17 protein-coding genes and 1 pseudogene are annotated in these 16,679 nt (G+C 60.9%); 13 read left to right on the top strand and 5 right to left on the bottom strand.

What is annotated here, in order from left to right:
• The first annotated feature begins 247 nt into the window (after positions 1-247).
• The 4 genes from FHX10_RS04415 (at position 248) to dusA (ending at position 4,905) form a co-directional block, all read left to right on the top strand.
• A complete protein-coding gene (locus FHX10_RS04415) occupies positions 248-2,020 on the top strand; it encodes a cadherin domain-containing protein (protein WP_029733182.1) in 1,773 nt (590 codons plus the stop codon).
• A gap of 229 nt (positions 2,021-2,249) precedes the next feature.
• The gene (locus FHX10_RS04410) at positions 2,250-2,717 is read left to right on the top strand and encodes a DUF3828 domain-containing protein (RefSeq protein WP_029733183.1); all 468 of its coding nucleotides are present in this window, start codon (positions 2,250-2,252) and stop codon (positions 2,715-2,717) included.
• A 789-nt stretch (positions 2,718-3,506) separates the two neighbouring features.
• Positions 3,507-3,719, top strand: coding sequence for a cold-shock protein (locus FHX10_RS04405; protein WP_003540801.1), 213 nt, complete (start codon positions 3,507-3,509; stop codon positions 3,717-3,719).
• Between the two features lie 184 nt (positions 3,720-3,903).
• A complete protein-coding gene (gene dusA / locus FHX10_RS04400; RefSeq protein WP_029868447.1) occupies positions 3,904-4,905 on the top strand; it encodes a tRNA dihydrouridine(20/20a) synthase DusA in 1,002 nt (333 codons plus the stop codon).
• A 10-nt stretch (positions 4,906-4,915) separates the two neighbouring features.
• Here the strand turns inward: dusA and FHX10_RS04395 are convergent, their stop codons facing one another.
• Positions 4,916-5,872: a S1C family serine protease gene (locus FHX10_RS04395; protein WP_029733162.1), complete on the bottom strand. Its 957-nt coding sequence runs from the start codon at positions 5,870-5,872 to the stop codon at positions 4,916-4,918.
• Positions 5,873-6,333: 461 nt separating this feature from the next.
• Between FHX10_RS04395 and FHX10_RS04390 the strand changes: the two genes are divergently transcribed.
• The 6 genes and pseudogenes from FHX10_RS04390 to FHX10_RS04365 all read left to right on the top strand — a co-directional run bounded on the left by FHX10_RS04390 (position 6,334) and on the right by FHX10_RS04365 (position 10,736).
• Entirely contained in the window at positions 6,334-7,170 is an 837-nt protein-coding gene (locus tag FHX10_RS04390) for an alpha/beta fold hydrolase (protein WP_029733163.1), read from the top strand.
• 41 nt (positions 7,171-7,211) lie between these two features.
• Entirely contained in the window at positions 7,212-7,481 is a 270-nt protein-coding gene (locus tag FHX10_RS04385) for a hypothetical protein (protein ID WP_088930345.1), read from the top strand.
• A 198-nt stretch (positions 7,482-7,679) separates the two neighbouring features.
• Positions 7,680-7,895 carry a hypothetical protein gene (locus FHX10_RS04380; RefSeq protein ID WP_029733165.1) on the top strand — a complete coding sequence of 72 codons (216 nt, stop codon included), beginning with the start codon at positions 7,680-7,682 and terminating at the stop codon, positions 7,893-7,895.
• A 758-nt stretch (positions 7,896-8,653) separates the two neighbouring features.
• Entirely contained in the window at positions 8,654-9,142 is a 489-nt protein-coding gene (locus FHX10_RS04375; RefSeq protein ID WP_029733167.1) for a BA14K family protein, read from the top strand.
• A 360-nt stretch (positions 9,143-9,502) separates the two neighbouring features.
• Positions 9,503-10,030 (top strand): BA14K family protein, encoded by a 528-nt coding sequence (locus FHX10_RS04370; RefSeq protein ID WP_028756080.1) that lies wholly within the window; start codon positions 9,503-9,505, stop codon positions 10,028-10,030.
• Positions 10,031-10,284: 254 nt separating this feature from the next.
• Positions 10,285-10,736, top strand: a pseudogene (locus FHX10_RS04365) (GNAT family N-acetyltransferase).
• A 129-nt stretch (positions 10,737-10,865) separates the two neighbouring features.
• On the opposite strand, the gene FHX10_RS04360 reads toward FHX10_RS04365, so the two are convergent.
• The 3 genes from FHX10_RS04360 to FHX10_RS04350 all read right to left on the bottom strand — a co-directional run bounded on the left by FHX10_RS04360 (position 10,866) and on the right by FHX10_RS04350 (position 13,856).
• The gene (locus FHX10_RS04360; protein WP_029733168.1) at positions 10,866-11,735 is read right to left on the bottom strand and encodes a DUF3313 domain-containing protein; all 870 of its coding nucleotides are present in this window, start codon (positions 11,733-11,735) and stop codon (positions 10,866-10,868) included.
• A 103-nt stretch (positions 11,736-11,838) separates the two neighbouring features.
• A complete protein-coding gene (locus FHX10_RS04355; protein WP_409527290.1) occupies positions 11,839-13,188 on the bottom strand; it encodes a sensor histidine kinase in 1,350 nt (449 codons plus the stop codon).
• The gene (locus FHX10_RS04350) at positions 13,185-13,856 is read right to left on the bottom strand and encodes a response regulator transcription factor (protein ID WP_028756072.1); all 672 of its coding nucleotides are present in this window, start codon (positions 13,854-13,856) and stop codon (positions 13,185-13,187) included. Before FHX10_RS04350 ends, FHX10_RS04355 begins: the two co-directional genes overlap by 4 nt.
• Before the next feature lie 139 nt (positions 13,857-13,995).
• Here FHX10_RS04350 and FHX10_RS04345 point away from each other — a divergent pair, with 139 nt between their 5' ends.
• Positions 13,996-14,142 carry a hypothetical protein gene (locus FHX10_RS04345; RefSeq protein ID WP_164735916.1) on the top strand — a complete coding sequence of 49 codons (147 nt, stop codon included), beginning with the start codon at positions 13,996-13,998 and terminating at the stop codon, positions 14,140-14,142.
• Between the two features lie 19 nt (positions 14,143-14,161).
• Here FHX10_RS04345 and FHX10_RS04340 read toward each other — a convergent pair whose 3' ends face one another.
• Positions 14,162-14,704 carry an NADPH-dependent FMN reductase gene (locus tag FHX10_RS04340; RefSeq protein WP_029733203.1) on the bottom strand — a complete coding sequence of 181 codons (543 nt, stop codon included), beginning with the start codon at positions 14,702-14,704 and terminating at the stop codon, positions 14,162-14,164.
• Positions 14,705-14,862: 158 nt separating this feature from the next.
• Here FHX10_RS04340 and FHX10_RS04335 point away from each other — a divergent pair, with 158 nt between their 5' ends.
• Both FHX10_RS04335 and FHX10_RS04330 read left to right on the top strand, forming a co-directional pair.
• A complete protein-coding gene (locus tag FHX10_RS04335; RefSeq protein ID WP_028756070.1) occupies positions 14,863-15,882 on the top strand; it encodes an ATP-binding cassette domain-containing protein in 1,020 nt (339 codons plus the stop codon).
• Positions 15,879-16,679: an ABC transporter permease gene (locus tag FHX10_RS04330; RefSeq protein WP_029868233.1), complete on the top strand. Its 801-nt coding sequence runs from the start codon at positions 15,879-15,881 to the stop codon at positions 16,677-16,679. Before FHX10_RS04335 ends, FHX10_RS04330 begins: the two co-directional genes overlap by 4 nt.

Raw genomic sequence — 16,679 nt, 5'->3', positions numbered from 1 at the left:
GAAACATAATACTATTATGAAAACCAAAGTATGGCTTTGAGTTCTCAAATTAAAATTCGTTCTCTCAGTATTTTATCCTTAGTTTTTCATTAAAAAGCAATGAAAAGACACAATTTTGCATTGAAAACTTTATCGGGGATTGGCATAGATCCCCAGGGGGTTGTCGTCCGTTGAAGCTGCAAGAACAGTTCTACTGAGGATGTCTCATTTTCATAGAATGCAACGCATCTTTTTGGAAAGTTTCAATATGGCCTTGAATATTTTGGACACGAACGGCGCAACGATTACCAAGACAGGCGCCGCATTCGAAGCTTACGACGTTATCCGGGACTCCGCCGCAAATCCTTCCTCGCCTGTCACTCTGGTTGTCTCGGATTCCGGCATGGCCGACCTGGCCGCCGAGTTGGGTTCGGTCTCCGCGCAGGTGACTGGCTCGAGCGGCGACAATGTGATCACGACAGGCGCAGGCAACGATACCATCGATGGCGGCGACGGCGCAGACACGCTGAATGGGGGCGCCGGAAACGATCTGCTTCGTGGCGGCGATGGCAATGACACGCTTAACGGCGGTGATGGCAATGACTGGCTCGCGGGCAGAGATGGCAATGATATTCTGAATGGCGGTGACGGCAATGACCAGCTTATAGATAACGTCGGAAATGACGTCATCAGAGGCGGCGCGGGCAACGATATGATCTCCGATGGTGACGCCGGCGGCCGTAACCCTGAGATCTTCGACATCAATGCAGGCGACGGTGACGATGCCATAAGCGTGAACGGTCAGGGCTCCGGAACGATCGACGGCGGCGCCGGGATCGATACTCTGCAAGCCCTTGAACTAAGGGGCTTGACGATCAAGAACATCGAAATCCTTGAAACGGCGGGATATTTGGTTTCGGGTTCAAGCGCACAGTTCGAAAGCTTTGATAAGATCGTCTACTCGAACAACCCCGCCTACAATTATCCCGCTTCATTGGCAGTGACGGACAGCGCCCACCTCGATCTTTCCGACGAACTCGGAGATCGCGGGGCTTTCATTACCGGCTATGTCTCCGGCGTTGACGTCAAGACCGGCGGTGGTAGCGACGAGTTTACCGGCACCAACGGCAACGACATTTTCGACGGCAGCGGCGGCAATGACATCATCAACGGCAAGGCCGGCAATGACAAATTGACCGGAGGTGCCGGCAACGACACTATCAATGGCGGCGACGGCATCGATACAGCGATCTTCTCAGGTAATTTCGCCAATTATTCCTTCGCATTGAACAACGGCGATCACATCCTGACGAGCGCCGCGGAGGGGTCGGATACGCTGCATGACGTCGAATTCGCGCGCTTTGCCGATGGCGTCTACGATTTCGCCACGGAAAAGTTCACGCGTGACGGCAGCAATAGCGCTCCGACCAATATCCAGCTCTCCAAGACCGCCCTCTCCGAGGACACCCCGATCTGGACCACGGTTGGCCTGCTCAGCGCCAAGGACGCCGACGGTGACGTCCTCACCTACAAGCTGCTCGACGGGGCGAACGACCATTTCCGGATCAACGGCAACCGCATCGTCACCTCCAAGGCCCTGGACTACGAGACGGCCAAGTCGCACACGATCAAGGTCGCGGTCTCCGACGGCAAGGTCACGGTCGAAAAGGACATCACGATCAACGTCCTCGACGTCAACGAAGCCCCGGTTAACCAGGCGCCGATCAAGCTTTCCTTCTCGCGCAGCTCGATCTCCGAGAACGTCGCGATTGGCACTTCGGTCGGCCTTCTCTCGGCGGTCGATCCGGAGGGCGGCACGGTGAAGTGGCGGCTGACGGATGATGCCGACGGCGTCTTGAAGCTCGTTGGCAACAAGATCCAGACGAAAGCGGCGATCGACTACGAAAGCACACACAGCCTGACCTTTACCGCCGAAGCCTACGACGCGGCTGGAAACGTCACCAGCCACGATTTCACGGTGGCCGTGAAGGACGTCTTCGAGTCGTCGTTTTCGATCTTGTCGCATGAGGCGTTGATTTAGTTGCGACTGGATTGCAGGCGACGCAGCGATGCGTCGCCGATGGTTTTCAAAATAGAGGGGCTTGCGGCCAGCAAGCCCCTCAGTGTCGATCAGGCGGAACAGGGCGCCGCGCCCAATCTCTTCTCCCGGCTGGGAAGAAGAGCGAGTTCGGGTTGGCCGCCCGGTCCAAATTGCCGCTCCCCTTCGCGCCCGATTCGGCTATAATTCCTGCCGATCCGAGGAGAGCCGCATGCGTCTGCCCACATTGATCCTCGCCCTCACCTTCTCGGCGCTCGCAGCTTTGCCGGCGTTAGCGCAGACCTACAAGACGCCGAAGGCGCTGCTCAAGGCGCTTTACAGCTATGACACCGACAAGAGCGACGCCGAAGCGCCCTCGCCCTATTCCGCCTTCTTCTCCGACCATCTGAACGAGCTCCTCCAGGCTGATCTCGACAATACGCCGGAAGGCGATGTCGGCGCGGTCGACTTCGATCCCGTCATATCAGGTCAGGATGGCGCAGCCAGCGACGTCAGGATCGGCCAACCGATCCTGCTGGATGATAAGGCCAAGGTGGAGGTGCAATTCGAAAACGGCGAAGAGGTGACGCTTTTCTACACCCTGGTACGCGAACACGGCGGCTGGAAGGTCGACGACATCGCCAACCAGAAGGGGGATAATCCGTGGAGTCTCGGTGCGTTGCTGAGGGAGGCGCAGTAGGCGGGCAGGATAAAGCCAACGAGGCGCACGCCGGCAATCCCACCCTCTCCTTCATTCCTGTGCTCGTCACAGGAATCCAGCCACGGCGCGTCGGCGCCGTGAATGACTCTCATGCGATGAAGTCGTTCGCCCGCGCCCAAGGACGTGGGCGCACTGGATTCATGTGACGAGCACAGGAATGAAGGAGACGAGGGAGGTCGACGGCACCAACGGCAGTGGAAGGCGGCAGACGCCAAAGAGAGCCCTCATGGTGAAGGTGAGTTGGGACCGCCGGCTCCACCAAATTCGGCTCCACCGCCACCAGCATCAGGCCACCATATCACCTTCGCATCCGCCAGATCCTGTTCGCCGCCATGCCTAGCCGCCCAGAACGATTTGCTGACAAAATCCATGCCCGGCTATCGAATCCGCCGCTCATCCCGTTTCGGCACAGAATCCCGATATGGCACAGCCGTGCAAGGATCCGTTAACCCACGGTCAAGTATCTGAATCTTCGGCATTTCCCGTCACGATAAGGGACATGCCACAATAATCCCGCTTGCTTTTTGCCCGAAAAGCTGGCACCAATTCACCTACTCGGGCATTTGCATGCCGGTGACTGGACTGATGTGGTAATCCCTTCCGTTATGGAAGGCGGCGCGGGACTACCCGCCTACGTAGACGTTCTTTCCCCGTACGTGACTTCTCCGACTGACCCTTCGTCCCAATCGATCGGGGCGAAAGCTAAAGCCGTCCGCTTCCTCTCGGGGGCGCGGATACTACACAGACTAAGGGAAAAGGACGATCCCAATGGCCACCAAGGGCACCGTAAAATTCTTCAACCAGGACAAGGGTTTTGGTTTCATCACGCCGGACGGCGGCGCTAAGGACGTTTTCGTCCATATCTCTGCGCTGCAGGCTTCTGGCATTCAGTCGCTGCGCGAAGGCCAGCAGGTTACCTTCGACACCGAGCCGGACCGCATGGGCAAGGGCCCGAAGGCTGTCAACATCTCGGCTTCGTAAGTCAGACTTCCGCTCACGCGGGATGAACGGCGCTCCGCAGGGGGCGCCGTTTTTGTTTGCAGCGCGGCCGCCGTTTGTCGATCGCATCGGCAAGTGTTATATGCGCGCTTATGGATGATCCCGCCCCTGCGGCGGTGCGATGCCGCATTGCGGCACCCAGAGAACAACGAACAATGGAACGTCGATGACGCAGAAGAGGCCCATTTTTGCGGTCGCCCCGATGATCGACTGGACGGATCGGCATTGCCGTTATTTCCACCGCCAGATCAGTCGCGAAGCGCTGCTCTATACCGAGATGGTGGTGGCCGATGCGATCATCCACGGCCCGCGCGACCGGCTGCTCGGTCATGACGCCGCCGAGCATCCGCTGGCGCTGCAGCTTGGCGGATCGGACCCGGTCAAGCTTGCCGACGCGGTGAAGATCGCCGAACCCTATGGCTATGACGAGATCAACCTCAATGTCGGCTGCCCCTCCGACCGCGTGCAGTCCGGCACCTTCGGCGCCTGCCTGATGCTGACGCCGGAAACGGTGGCCGAATGCATCGCGGCGATGAAGAGGGTTGCGACCGTGCCGGTGACGGTGAAATGCCGGATCGGCGTCGACGAGCAGGAGCCGGAACAGGCGCTGCCGGAGTTGATCACCCGCGTCCTTGATGCCGGCGCCGACGCGATCTGGATCCATGCCCGCAAGGCATGGCTGAAGGGCCTGAGCCCGAAGGAAAATCGCGAGATCCCGCCGCTCGATTATGAGATCGTCTACCGGATGAAACAGCGCTGGCCCGATGTCTTCATCGGCATCAATGGCGGCATCCGCACGCTTGATGAAGCCGTCGCCCACCTCGAATATGTCGACGGCGTCATGCTCGGCCGCGCCGCCTATCAGAATGCCGCGATCCTTGCCGATATCGACCAGCGCTTCTTCGGTGCGCCGGCGGTCGAGCCGGACTGGGAGGCGCTTTGCGGCCGGATGATGGCCTATGCCGAACGCCACATCGCCAGCGGCGGCCGGCTGCAGCACGTGGCCCGCCACATGGTCGGCCTCTTTACCGGCCTGCCCGGCGCAAGGCGCTACCGCCAGATCCTGTCCACCGACGCGGCCAAAAGCGGCGCCGGGCCGGAGGTGCTGGCGGCCGCCTTTGCGGCGGTGGATTTTTCGGGAACGGATCAGGAGGCGGTCAGCGCCTGACGCAGTGGTGTCACGATCGGGCCATCGGCAGCAGCATCTTCTTTTCGATCCGTCCCGCCACCGAAAACACCAGGATGTAAGTTTCCCTGCCGATCCTGCTGCCGTCCATCAACCGGACGATATCGTCGACGCCGCCGACCGGACTGCCGTCGATGGCGAGGATATAATCGCCCTCCTGCAGTCCGCCTTTTGCCGCCGGGCCCTCCGGCTCGACGCGGCGGATGCGAACCGAGGTCGTCTGCACCGTGCCCGCCGCAAGCGCCACCCGGCGCGGCAGTACGATCGTGTCACCTGAAATGCCGATGAAGGCACGCCTGACCTGGCCGTAGCGGAGAATCTCCGAAACGACGAAATTGGCCGTATTCGATGCCACGGCAAAGGCGATGCTCTGCGCGCCCTGGATCACCGCGGTATTGACGCCGATGACCTCCCCGCCCGAAGACACCAGCGGCCCGCCGGAGTTGCCGGGATTGAGGGCCGCATCGGTCTGGATGACGTCTTCCATCAGCCGGCCGCTGGCTGCCCGCATCGACCGCCCGAGCGCCGAGACGATACCGGCAGTAACCGTCCATTCGAAGCCGAGCGGGTTTCCGATCGCGATGGCGATGTGGCCCCGGCGCAGGCGCTGGGAATCTCCGAGCTTCGCCCAGGCGCCGGTACTCGTATTGGCACGAATGAGGGCGATATCCGTATCGACATCGCGGCCGAGCACCCGGCCCTCGGTGACGAAGCCATCGGGCGTGGTGATGCGAACGACCTTGGCATCGTCAACGACATGACTGTTGGTGATGATCAGGCCGTCGGGCGAGACGGCGAAGCCCGACCCGTGCCCCTGCCGGCCACCCACCCTCTCGATCCGGCTGACGGCTGGCCCGACGATGTCGACTGCTGCTGCGATCGATTGCGAATAGGCATCGATCAGCGCCCCGTCATTCTGAGGCGCTATGTTCTTGTCCATATAACCCATGATGTGATCCTCAAGCGGCGGTAACGATCGTCCCGCCGCCGGCGATGCGGTCGCGGTTGCGACGGTTCGCCATTGTGCTGTTGTATGAGGATTAGATGGTTGGGCCTCGATCCGCGTTCAAGTGAGCCCCAGCCCGCGGGGCAGCCATGCGGGCGTCGGGGGACGTGCCGTCGTGCGACCGGTGTGCCCTTATCGTCGGGCGACCGGTGTGCCCTCATCGTCGGGGGCTACGGCATCCTCCAAGGTCCTCATCCTGGGACGCGCAGGCCGCGGCGCGAAGAAGCCTCCTCCAATATAAAATTCTGTTATGTCAATTGAATACAAAGAACAGCTTGATGACGAGATCAACATATTCCAACCTGGTCCCGGGTAGTCTTGCCTATGGCCTTGTCAATTCCGCCGGCAACGGCGCAAATTTCTGCCCGCATTCATCAAATCCAACCCAACCAACGGAGCCAAAGATGAGCACAGTCACCACCAAGGACGGCGTCGAGATCTTCTACAAGGATTGGGGGCCGAAGACCGCCCAGCCGATCATGTTCCATCATGGCTGGCCGCTGTGCTCCGACGATTGGGATGCCCAGATGCTGTTCTTCCTTGAGAAGGGCTATCGCGTCGTTGCCCATGACCGTCGAGGCCACGGCCGCTCCACCCAGGTCGGCGACGGTCACGACATGGATCACTACGCCGCCGATGCCGCAGCCGTCGTCGAACATCTCGATCTCAGGAATGCCGTCCATATCGGCCACTCTACCGGCGGCGGCGAAGCGACCCATTATGTCGCCCGCCATGGCCAGCCTCAGGGCCGCGTCGCCAAGCTCGTCATCATCGGCGCCGTGCCGCCCATCATGGTGAAAACGGATGCCAATCCCGGCGGCTTGCCGATCGAGGTCTTCGACGATCTGCGCAGGCAGCTCGCCGCCAATCGTTCGCAATTCTATCACGACCTGCCGGCCGGCCCGTTCTACAGCTTCAACCGGCCGGGTGCGAAAGTGTCGGAGCCGGTCATCAACAATTGGTGGCGCCAGGGCATGATCGGCGGCGCCAAGGCGCATTACGACGGCATCAAGGCCTTTTCGGAAACCGACTTCACCGAAGACCTGAAGATCATCACCGTGCCGACCTTCGTCATGCACGGCGACGACGACCAGATCGTGCCGATCGCCGACTCCGCCCTGCTCTCGGCCAAGCTGCTGCAGAATGCCACGTTGAAGGTCTACGAGAAATTCCCGCACGGCATGTGCACCACCCATGCCGACATCATCAATCCCGACATCCTGGCCTTCATCAAAGGCTGATCCCTGATGGTGCCGGGCGCCCATGAGGGCGCCCGGCTGCCATGATGGCTTTCACGCCGGGCCACGCCGATCGATTGACGGCCAGTTACGCATTTTCCCATGAAACCGTTTTCGCCGATTTGCGTTTAGCGGCCATGAAAAGAGAACGTGAACCCTCATCAAAGGCTTACCGGCAGGATCGTTTCGAAAACACCGAGCGAGCCGCCAAGGAAACCATCGAGGCGGAGCAGCGGGCTCGCCGGGAGAAAACCAAGCGGCTGAAAGAGCTGCGCCTGTCGCAGCAAAGCGGCAAGGCACCCGCAACCGAGTAGATCTCGCGCTCGCACCATCTTGAGCCGACGCGCCGATCGGTCCGTCTCCATGCCCTGACGCCCTCGCCTGCGTCTTACGGCGTGCGCCCCGAATTGTTTTGAATTTCGGACCTTCGCCCATCTTGCGGAGCAAAGATCGCGAAATTATCTTTTTTTTACTCGATAGCGATTCACGGCATCCAAAAAGGGCAGATTGCGATGTCAGACAAGCTGTTCAGCACGCGTGACGAACCGCTCGCCTCCGAAGATCTGGATGTGTGCAGGCGTGTCCACGAAGCCCTCTGTAGCGGGCTCAATATCGACAGATCAGGCGAGGCAGCCGACCGTCTTGGCGCGCTCATCATCGAACTCTATCGCCAGGGGGTGCATGACGAAAGCCAGCTTCGATTGCTGGCCGGCGGAAGGGGAGCCTGACAGCGCCAGACGTCAAGCTAGTCGCGACCTCCCCTTCCCTCTGCGGGGTGAAAGATGCGTTTTCCTGGATCGTCCCGGACTTGGTTTTGATCTGCGGACGCAGTCGCGGTTTTTGCTCAGCTTGGGATGAAGCTTCGAGAAATGACGCGGCGGCTAGTGTGTCACTCTTTGGGAAGCGTCACCATGACGCTCAGGTAATTTTGTTGAATAGAAGGGTGTCCGCGGTGGGTGAGGATTTTCGAGTTCGTGTGCTCACAATATTTGGCATACTGGTCGGGGCGCTCTCAACCGCAGCTATCGCCGTTTTGACTCAGCCTTTCGAAGTGGCTCCGATCGCCAAATGGCTCTTTATACTGGTCGGCGCCCCAGCGCTCGCGCTTCTCATCCATATGGGCGTTGGTAAATTATACTTCTCGGCGAAAGGCGAAGGGCCCTATGGTCCGCCACCGCCCAAATCGCGAATTCCAAAATACCACGAGCCAAAGCGCATATTTCCGTGGGTCCCTTACACAAACCTATTTACCGTCTTTATGACGTTTTGCGTCTTGCTTATGTCCGGCATCCGCTAGGGCATGTGACGGGAAGCCCTCCAGTAAACCCCACGGAACTCTCCTGGCATTCGATCGTCGCGATGTGGCCGAACAGCCCTGCTGCGTTAGCGCCGACGCACACATGTCCTCCCGTCCATCCCCAAATGAAACTTAATCCCTTCCCCTACGTTATCCCTTCGATACATCCGTTGACCCAAGGTGAGTGAAATGAACAGATTCGCCATCATTGCCCTGTCGATAGCGACGGCCTTCTCCGGAACGCCGGCCTCGGCAGGTCCGGTTTTCGTGCCGAGCCCGGTGCAGTCGGCGCAGTCGGCGCCTCAAAACACTGACGCCCGCGTCATGACCATCGGCTGTAACAACTTCACGAACTGCCCGGGTCAGTTCAACAATGGTCGCAAGTGGTATCGCAACCGCCACCACTATCGCGACGGGCGCTACTACCGCGACGACCGCTATGGCTGGGATCGCCGCTACGATCGCCGGTATCGCCGATATGACAATCGATATGACAATACCGGCGCCATCATCGGCGGCCTGGCAGCCGGCGCCCTCCTCGGCGGCATCATCGCTTCGCAGCCGCGCACGAGTGGCTATAGTTCGCATGCCGACTATTGCTATAGCCGCTACCGGTCCTACCGCGCCTATGACAACACCTACCAGCCGAATTACGGCCCGCGCCGCCAGTGCCGCTAGTCCGGTCCATCTATCAGAACAAGCCTCGCAATGAAGATGCGGGGCTTTATTGATGGCCGAAAGCCCGTTGCGCGGCTTGCCAGAGACATCGTTAGGCTGTTCTGATAATCGTCGCAGTCTAATGGCAATGTCCAGCGCAACGGTCCTCCAAAACCGAATCCCTCGCGGCCCTCTCCACTCTCACCTCACGCCCGGCCACAAATCGCCTTGCTCCCTATCACCCACAACTCTATATGTGTGAAAGGCGCGCCATAGGTTAGCAGATACGCACATACCTAATCCCTCCTCACGCCAAAATGAAACTTAATCCCTTCCCCTGCGTTATCCCCTCGATACATCCATTAACCCAAGGTGAGTGAAATGAACAAATTCGGCATCATTGCTCTGTCGATAGCGACGGCTTTCTCCGGAATGCCGGCCTCGGCAGGCCCGGCTTTTGTGCCGAGCTTGGTGCAATCGGCGCAGCCGGCGCCTCAAAATACCGATGCCCGGATCATGACCGTCGCCTGCAACCCATACTCCATCGTCTGCTCGGGCGACGGCGATAACCGCAGATCCTACCGCAACCGTGACCGCGATAACGATGGCGACCGGGACCGGCGCAGCTACCGCGACCGCCGCTACGACCGTGATGACCGTTATGGCTGGAATCGCCGCGATGATCGCTGGGATCGCCGCTATGATCGGCGGTATCGCCGCCACGACAACAGCGGCGCCATCATCGGCGGCCTGGCAGCCGGCGCCCTCCTCGGCGGCATCATCGCTTCGCAGCCGCGCACGAGCGGCTATAGTTCGCATGCCGAGTATTGCTATAGCCGCTACCGGTCCTACCGCGCCTATGACAATACCTACCAGCCGAATTACGGCCCGCGCCGCCAGTGCCGCTAGTCCGGTCTATCCATCAGTACAAGCCTCGCATGAAGATGCGGGGCTTTTTTGATGGCCGAAATCCCGTTGTACGGCTTCCAATTGCCGGTCGGTCGTGCTTGCCTGCGCGGCCAAGCTTGATTGGTTAGGCGATAGGAACCTAAAGCATGTCGCGCAAAAGTGTGCAGCGGTTTTGCGACAACGACATGCGTCGGATTAAAAGGCTAAAGCGTCAGGAGCGAATCTGAAAGATCGCGACGCGCTTTAGGTGCGAAATGCCATCTGGAGATACAGCAAAGCACGCCGTCGTCCTGCTACCGCCGGATCTGGAAAACCTGTCGGGTTTCGAAGCGGCGCTCGCCGCCGCGGCCGCTGATCACCCGCCTGTTCTGGATCTGGGATGGCGAATTCTGCGGCAGCATCAGCCTGCGCTTTCAAGCCGGCACCGAGGAACTGCCACCCGACGTATCGGGCCATGTCGGATATTCCGTCGTGCCGTGGAAACAGCGCAACGGCCACGCGACGACCGCCCTCACCCTTCTGCTGGCCGGTCGCAGCAAAGGAAGGCCTCGACCGCCTCACCATCCTCTGCAACGAGGACAATGACGCCTCGCGGCGCGTGATCGAGCGCAATGGCGGCGAATTGTTCACGCGCGGCCCCCATTCCTCCGACAGGGCCGATCAGATCAAACTGTATTTCTGGCTGAAGCCCGGAACCGCCAGCTGACATGACATGCGCAACTGATTTCCAGACGGACGGAGCACAAGCCTTGCCCGCCTATGCTCCGTCCGTCCCATCAGCCTGGGGCGGGCTGAGTGCTGGTCGCGGCGGCTGTCGGCGCCGCCGCGCATTGTCTCAGTAGGTCGCGGCCGGTTTCGGCTTCTTCTCGGTCCATTGCGGCGGGGCGCCGTATTTGGCGGCGACCGCCCCCATCAATCCGGGCGGCCGGCCGAAGGCGTCGCAGGCGGCGTATTTCGGTTTGCCGCCGAGCCAGGATTTCATCCGTTGCCCCGATGGCAGCGAGATATCCAATCCCTTCGGCTCCTTGCCTTTGATCAGCATCCGGGAAAACTCGCCGCTGAATTTCGAAGCCAGGCTATAGGCGTCGCCGACCTCAGAAACGCGAGGGTTGTTCTGCAGCGAGTTTGCCCCGCGCGACCAAACGATCGCGGCCCGCTGCACGCCACCGCTGTCGACAGCTTCCGCCTCGACCGCCAGTCCGCCGAGGCCCGCCGGCAGCCGCGGCACGCCGACGGGCAGCACGAAACCGGTGCCGACGGTCACGACCGTCGAAACACCCGCCATCGCCTTGTTGGTCGGCACGATGTCGGTGACGACGGAGCGGACCGTCAGATCCGCCGGCTGGCCGGCAGAGACCAGTTGATATTTGTCGCTGAGCGAAATGCAGAGCGCCCGGTCCAGCGCATTCGCCACCATCGTCCGGTCGGCGTCCGATTTGACGCGGGTCGCAGCGCTGAAGGCGAAGGTCGTCGGCACGATGCTCACCGTCTTTGCCGGGGCAAGGCGCGTCCCATCGACATAGACGCGCGATTTCGACAGCTTCCCCTTCGGCGCGCCGAGATTGCCGTAGGAGGAGAGCGTGCCTGCCTCTTTCAGTGGCACCGAGCTGCACCCGGTCGCGGCCATGGCGAGCGCCAGCGGCAGAGCGAGGGACAAGCCTCTCGAGGCCTGCGGGAAGAAAAATAGGAATGGATTGCTGCGCACGCTGTCTGGCCTCCGTCGCCGATGAACTCAGGCGAAAGTGGCGTCCAAGAATTGCCGCAACATTACATCGTCTCCGGCAGCATGGGCTGCCGGAAGAGCCGGTCTATCCGAGCTGGATCGTCACCTCGGTGCCGGCGGAACTGCTTTCGATGCTGACCTCGCCGCCATGGTTCAAACAGATCTGCTTGACGAGGCTGAGGCCGAGCCCTGCCCCCCTGCTCTTCGGGGTGACGCGGTAGAAAGGTTCGAACACCAGCTCGCGGTGCTCGGCCGGGATGCCAGGCCCCTCGTCGGCGACGCTGATCCGTCCACGGCCGGCAGCCGAGACCGAAACGGTGATCATGCCGCTCCCGCCGCCATGGTCGATGGCGTTGCGCACGAGGTTGCTGACGGCCCGCGGCAGCGCCGAAGGGCTCCCTTTGCATTTCAGGCTCTCGACCTCGCTCTGAAACGAAATCTGATAGCCGGCGCCGATCGCCAGCGGCGCAAGATCGGCCACGACGCTGCGGCCGATTTCGACCAGATCGACGATCTCATGGAGATCGGTCGCCTGGTCGTTGCGCTCGAAATCGAGTAATTGTTCCGCCGTCTCGGCCAAACGCGCGACGTCGTCGAGCAACCGCCTGCGGTCCTGCCCCTCGGCCGTTCCATCGATCCGGGTCTGCATGATCGCGATCGGCGTCCTCAGTTCATGCGCCGCATCGATCAGGAAGTGTTGCCGTTTGCGGAACTCGTTTTCCAGTCGGTCGAGCGCCTCGTTGAAGGCGATCACCAGCGGAGCGACTTCCCTCGGAATGCCGTCCAGAGGCAGGCGAGCATCGTAGCGGCGAGGCTCGATCTCCGACGCCTTGCGGGCAACCTCGCTGACACTGGCCAGGCCGCGCCTGACGATTCTGGGAACGGCGAGAAAAACCGCGGGCAAGGCGACGGCGAATAGCGGCACGTAGATCGGATAAACAGCGCCCATAAGGGTAAGAACGGGCCAGCCCTTGTCGGCGACGCCGCCAAACAGCACCCGTAGCTCGCCGATCGCGGTCCCCACGCTTTCGACCGAGGCGATCTCGTCCGTGCCGGCCGACCCCCTGATATCAGCCCCTTCGAACAGATAGGTCAGGTGCGCAAGCTCACCGTAGGCTGCAGGGATGGTTCCGTAGGACACGAAAGAACCGTTCGTCGTCGCCGCAACATACCAAAGCCCGTCATACTGCTGCTTGAGCGCGTCCAACTCCGGTGTATCTCTTATTTCAAGCCGCCCTTCGGCATCGAGCGCAACGGCCGGGGCCAACGCGGCGGTGATATGGTCCTCCAGCGCAACGTTCGGAGAAAGGATCGTCGCGCCGTAGAAGCAGAGCCCGATAACCACAGCCGTCACTACGCCGACGAAGACGAGGCTGAGCTGCCAGCTGAGCCGCCACCAGAGCGACGGATTGGTGTTTCCCGCCCCTCCCATCATTCTTCCTTCATCAGATATCCGACACCGCGGATATTGTGGATCGAAACCTCGGCTCCTGCGTCGGAAAGCCGTTTGCGAAGCCGCGATATGTGGGCATCGAGGGCGTTCGACTGAATTTCCTCTTCATAATTGTAGACCGCCGCCTCCAGCGTCGAGCGGAGCACGGTCTTCTCCTTACGCCTTGCGAGTGCGGCCAGCACCAGAAGTTCTCGCCGGGGCAGATCGAGCGGCGTATCGCCGACCGTGACGCTCAGATGCAGCGGATCGATCACCATGCGCCCAGCCGCGATCTTGAGATCGGACAGGTTCGGCGGCCGGCGCAGCACGGCGCGCAGCCGCGCCATCAGCTCCTCGACCAGAAACGGCTTGCCGAGGTAGTCGTCGGCACCGAGATCGAGGCCTTCCACCCGTTCCTTCGGCTCGTTCAGCGCCGTCAGCACGATGATCGGCGTCTCCTTCCCCGTCCGCCTCAACTCCGGAATGAAGCGCAACCCTTCGCCATCCGGCAGGCGCCGGTCGAGCAGGATCGCATCGTAGAGGTTCTGCCGCGTCAGCTCGACCGCGTCGGCCAGATGCATCGTGTGGTCGGTGACGATCCCGTGTTTGCCGAGCGCCGCCGACAGCGCCTCGGCCAGCTCCCTCTCGTCTTCTATCAACAGTATCCGCATCGCTCGTCCATTGTCTCGCTCACCCCTCTCTCCGCCACAAGGGTTGCGGCAGCATTGCGGAGCTTGCAAGGCAGCCGGTCATGCTGCTGCAATTGTTGAAGTCCAGCACAAAGAATATTCGCGGCAGCTGGAGATCAAGATGATCCGACCTATCCTACGTCTCCTGACGAGACACTTCCTTTCCGCCTTCCTCCTCGCCGCGCTGCTCGCAGCGCCCCTCGTGATACTGCACACGCTTCACGAAAAGGCAGCCTTCGAGAGCGGTCTCCTGATGGAGGTGCGATGAGCGTGCGAGCGAGCGAACCTCAGGCGGTCTCGCTGCCTGCCATGCAATAGGCCGAGAACGCCTGAAGATAGGCTTGCACCCTGGAACGGTTCTCCGCGGTTTCGACGGTCCTGAGCACATCGGCCGGCTCCAGTTTCATCAGAGGAAGCCGGAGGAAAATATCGCCGGCGAACCGGTCGGTGATGGTCGCAAGGATCGTGCGAAGACCGGCCAGCATGTCGTCGCCGCGATGCGATGCGTGCAGCAGCGCGATCGGCTTATGGACGATCTCATCTCCCGATACCAGCCAGTCGATCGCATTCTTCAGCCCGCCGGGGATGGATCGCACATATTCCGGGCTGGCAATGATCACCCCGTCGCTCTGAGCGATCGCCTCGATGAAATCCCGCACCGCCACCGGCAGAAATTCCCCCTCGAGATCGGGCGAAAATACCGGCAAACCTCCCACGCCATCGAAGATCGCAATTTCGATCTCATCTGGCGCAACGGCGCGCACCGCCCGCAGCATTGATGTATTGGTGGAATTGCGCCGGGCGCTGCCGGATATGGCGAGAATCTTCATGGCCCCTAACAGGAATCGATCGATCATGGCTGTCAACGCAAAAGGCTAGGATCGATTGAGTAACGCCAAAAAAGCGACTTTTGCTTGAACTAGCCAAGCCTCGCGTTAGCCTGAGTACCGCTGCCGAATCGGCGGGAATTACCCTCGAGGAAATACACATGACGGCTTTGATCGAGGCACGGGGCGTCAGCAAACGCTTCCGGCAGCACAAGAGATTTCCGGGCCTGCTGGGCGCCCTGAAGACGTTGGTGACCAACGAATATACCGAAGTTCTGGCCGTTTCCGACATTGGTTTCGACATCACGGCAGGCGAGGCCGTTGGTTATCTCGGCCCCAATGGTGCCGGCAAATCCACGATGATCAAAATGATGACCGGCATTCTGGTGCCGAGTGCCGGCACGCTCTCGGTGCTCGGACGCACGCCGCATCTCAAGCGGATGGACAATGCGCGCGAGATCGGAGTTGTTTTTGGCCAGCGCAGCCAGCTGTGGTGGGATCTGCCGCTGGTCGACAGTTTTACCTTGCACCAGCGCATCTATGATATCCCAGCCGCCCGCTACGCGGACAATCTCCGGCGATTCAGCGAATTGCTCGATCTCACGCCCTTTCTCGACCGCGCGGTGCGCCAGCTCAGCCTCGGCCAGCGCATGCGCGCCGAGATCGTCATGTCGCTGCTGCACGATCCCAAGATCCTCTTTCTCGACGAACCCACAATCGGGCTTGATGTGGTCGCCAAGGATGCGGTGCGGCGCTTCCTCGCCGAGATCAACCGCGAGCGCGGCGTCACCATCATTCTCACCACCCATGACCTTCAGGATATCGAAACCATCTGCCCGCGGCTGATCATGGTCGATCATAGCAGGCTCATCTTCGACGGCGAGTTGAGGAGCCTGCGTGCGGCATTGGGCTCTGCCCGGCGGCTGACGCTTGAATTTGCCAGCGACCCTGGACCGCTGCCGTTGCGCACCGCGGCCCTCGTCAGCGACGAGGGCCTGCGCAAGAACTATCTCATCGAGCGTGAAGACATCTCGCTGGTCGCAATCCTGTCGGAGGTCGGCAGCGGGCGCGGCCTCAAGGACGTGGCGCTGCATGAGCCCGACATCGAAGAGGTCATCCGCACCTTCTACCAGCGCCGCAACGCCGACCAGCGTAGCAATGCCAAGGCCCGGGCATCATGAGCGCCTATTTCGCCTTTGCGCGCAGTTCGTTCCATTCGCAACTCGCCTACCGCAACGAAGTATGGGCCAACATCTTCGGCAAACTCGTGCAGGTCTTTGCGCGTGTCGCCATCTGGCAGGCGGCCTATGCCGGCGTCGGCGCAATCGTGGTCGAGGGGGTCTCCCTGCAGCAGATGGTGACCTATGCCCTGCTCGGCGGCGCCGTGATGGGCGCAACCCGCCCAGAAAGGATCATCGGCGAGATCGGCCGGTCGCTCAAGACAGGCGATGTCGCGATCTGGTTACTCAAGCCCTTGTCTTATCCTCTCTACCTCTTCGCCAACGAATGCGGCAGCTTTCTCTACCGCCTGGCAACGCAGGTCATCCCGACCGTCGCCTTCACCGCCTTGTTTTACGGCATGCTGCCGCCCGTAAGCCCGTTCCATGCCGTGATGTTCATCGCCTTCTGGGCGCTGTCCTTTGCGCTGCTGTTCCTGATATCAGCGCTTTTCGGCCTCGTCGCTTTCTGGCTGATGACCAGCTTCTCGCTGGACTGGATCCTGGGCGCCCTGCTGCAACTGTTCTCAGGCGTGCTGGTGCCCTTCTGGTTCTTCCCCGAACCTCTGGCCATGATTGCCCGCCACCTGCCCTTTGCCTGGATCGTCTATTACCCCAATGCCGTCTATCTCGGCAGGCTTTCCACGCCCGAGATCTGGTTTCATCTCGGCCTGGGGCTCGGCTGGGCCGCCTTGTTCCTCGCCGGCGTCCTTTGGCTGTGGCGCCGCGCCTCCAGCCGTATCACCGTGCAGGGAGGTTGA

This window comes from Rhizobium sp. BK591 (genome assembly GCF_014195045.1).
Taxonomy (GTDB): Bacteria; Pseudomonadota; Alphaproteobacteria; order Rhizobiales; family Rhizobiaceae; genus Rhizobium; species Rhizobium anhuiense.
The sequence above is the reverse complement of the archived record's forward strand: the minus strand, read 5'-3'. Positions and strand labels throughout refer to the sequence as shown.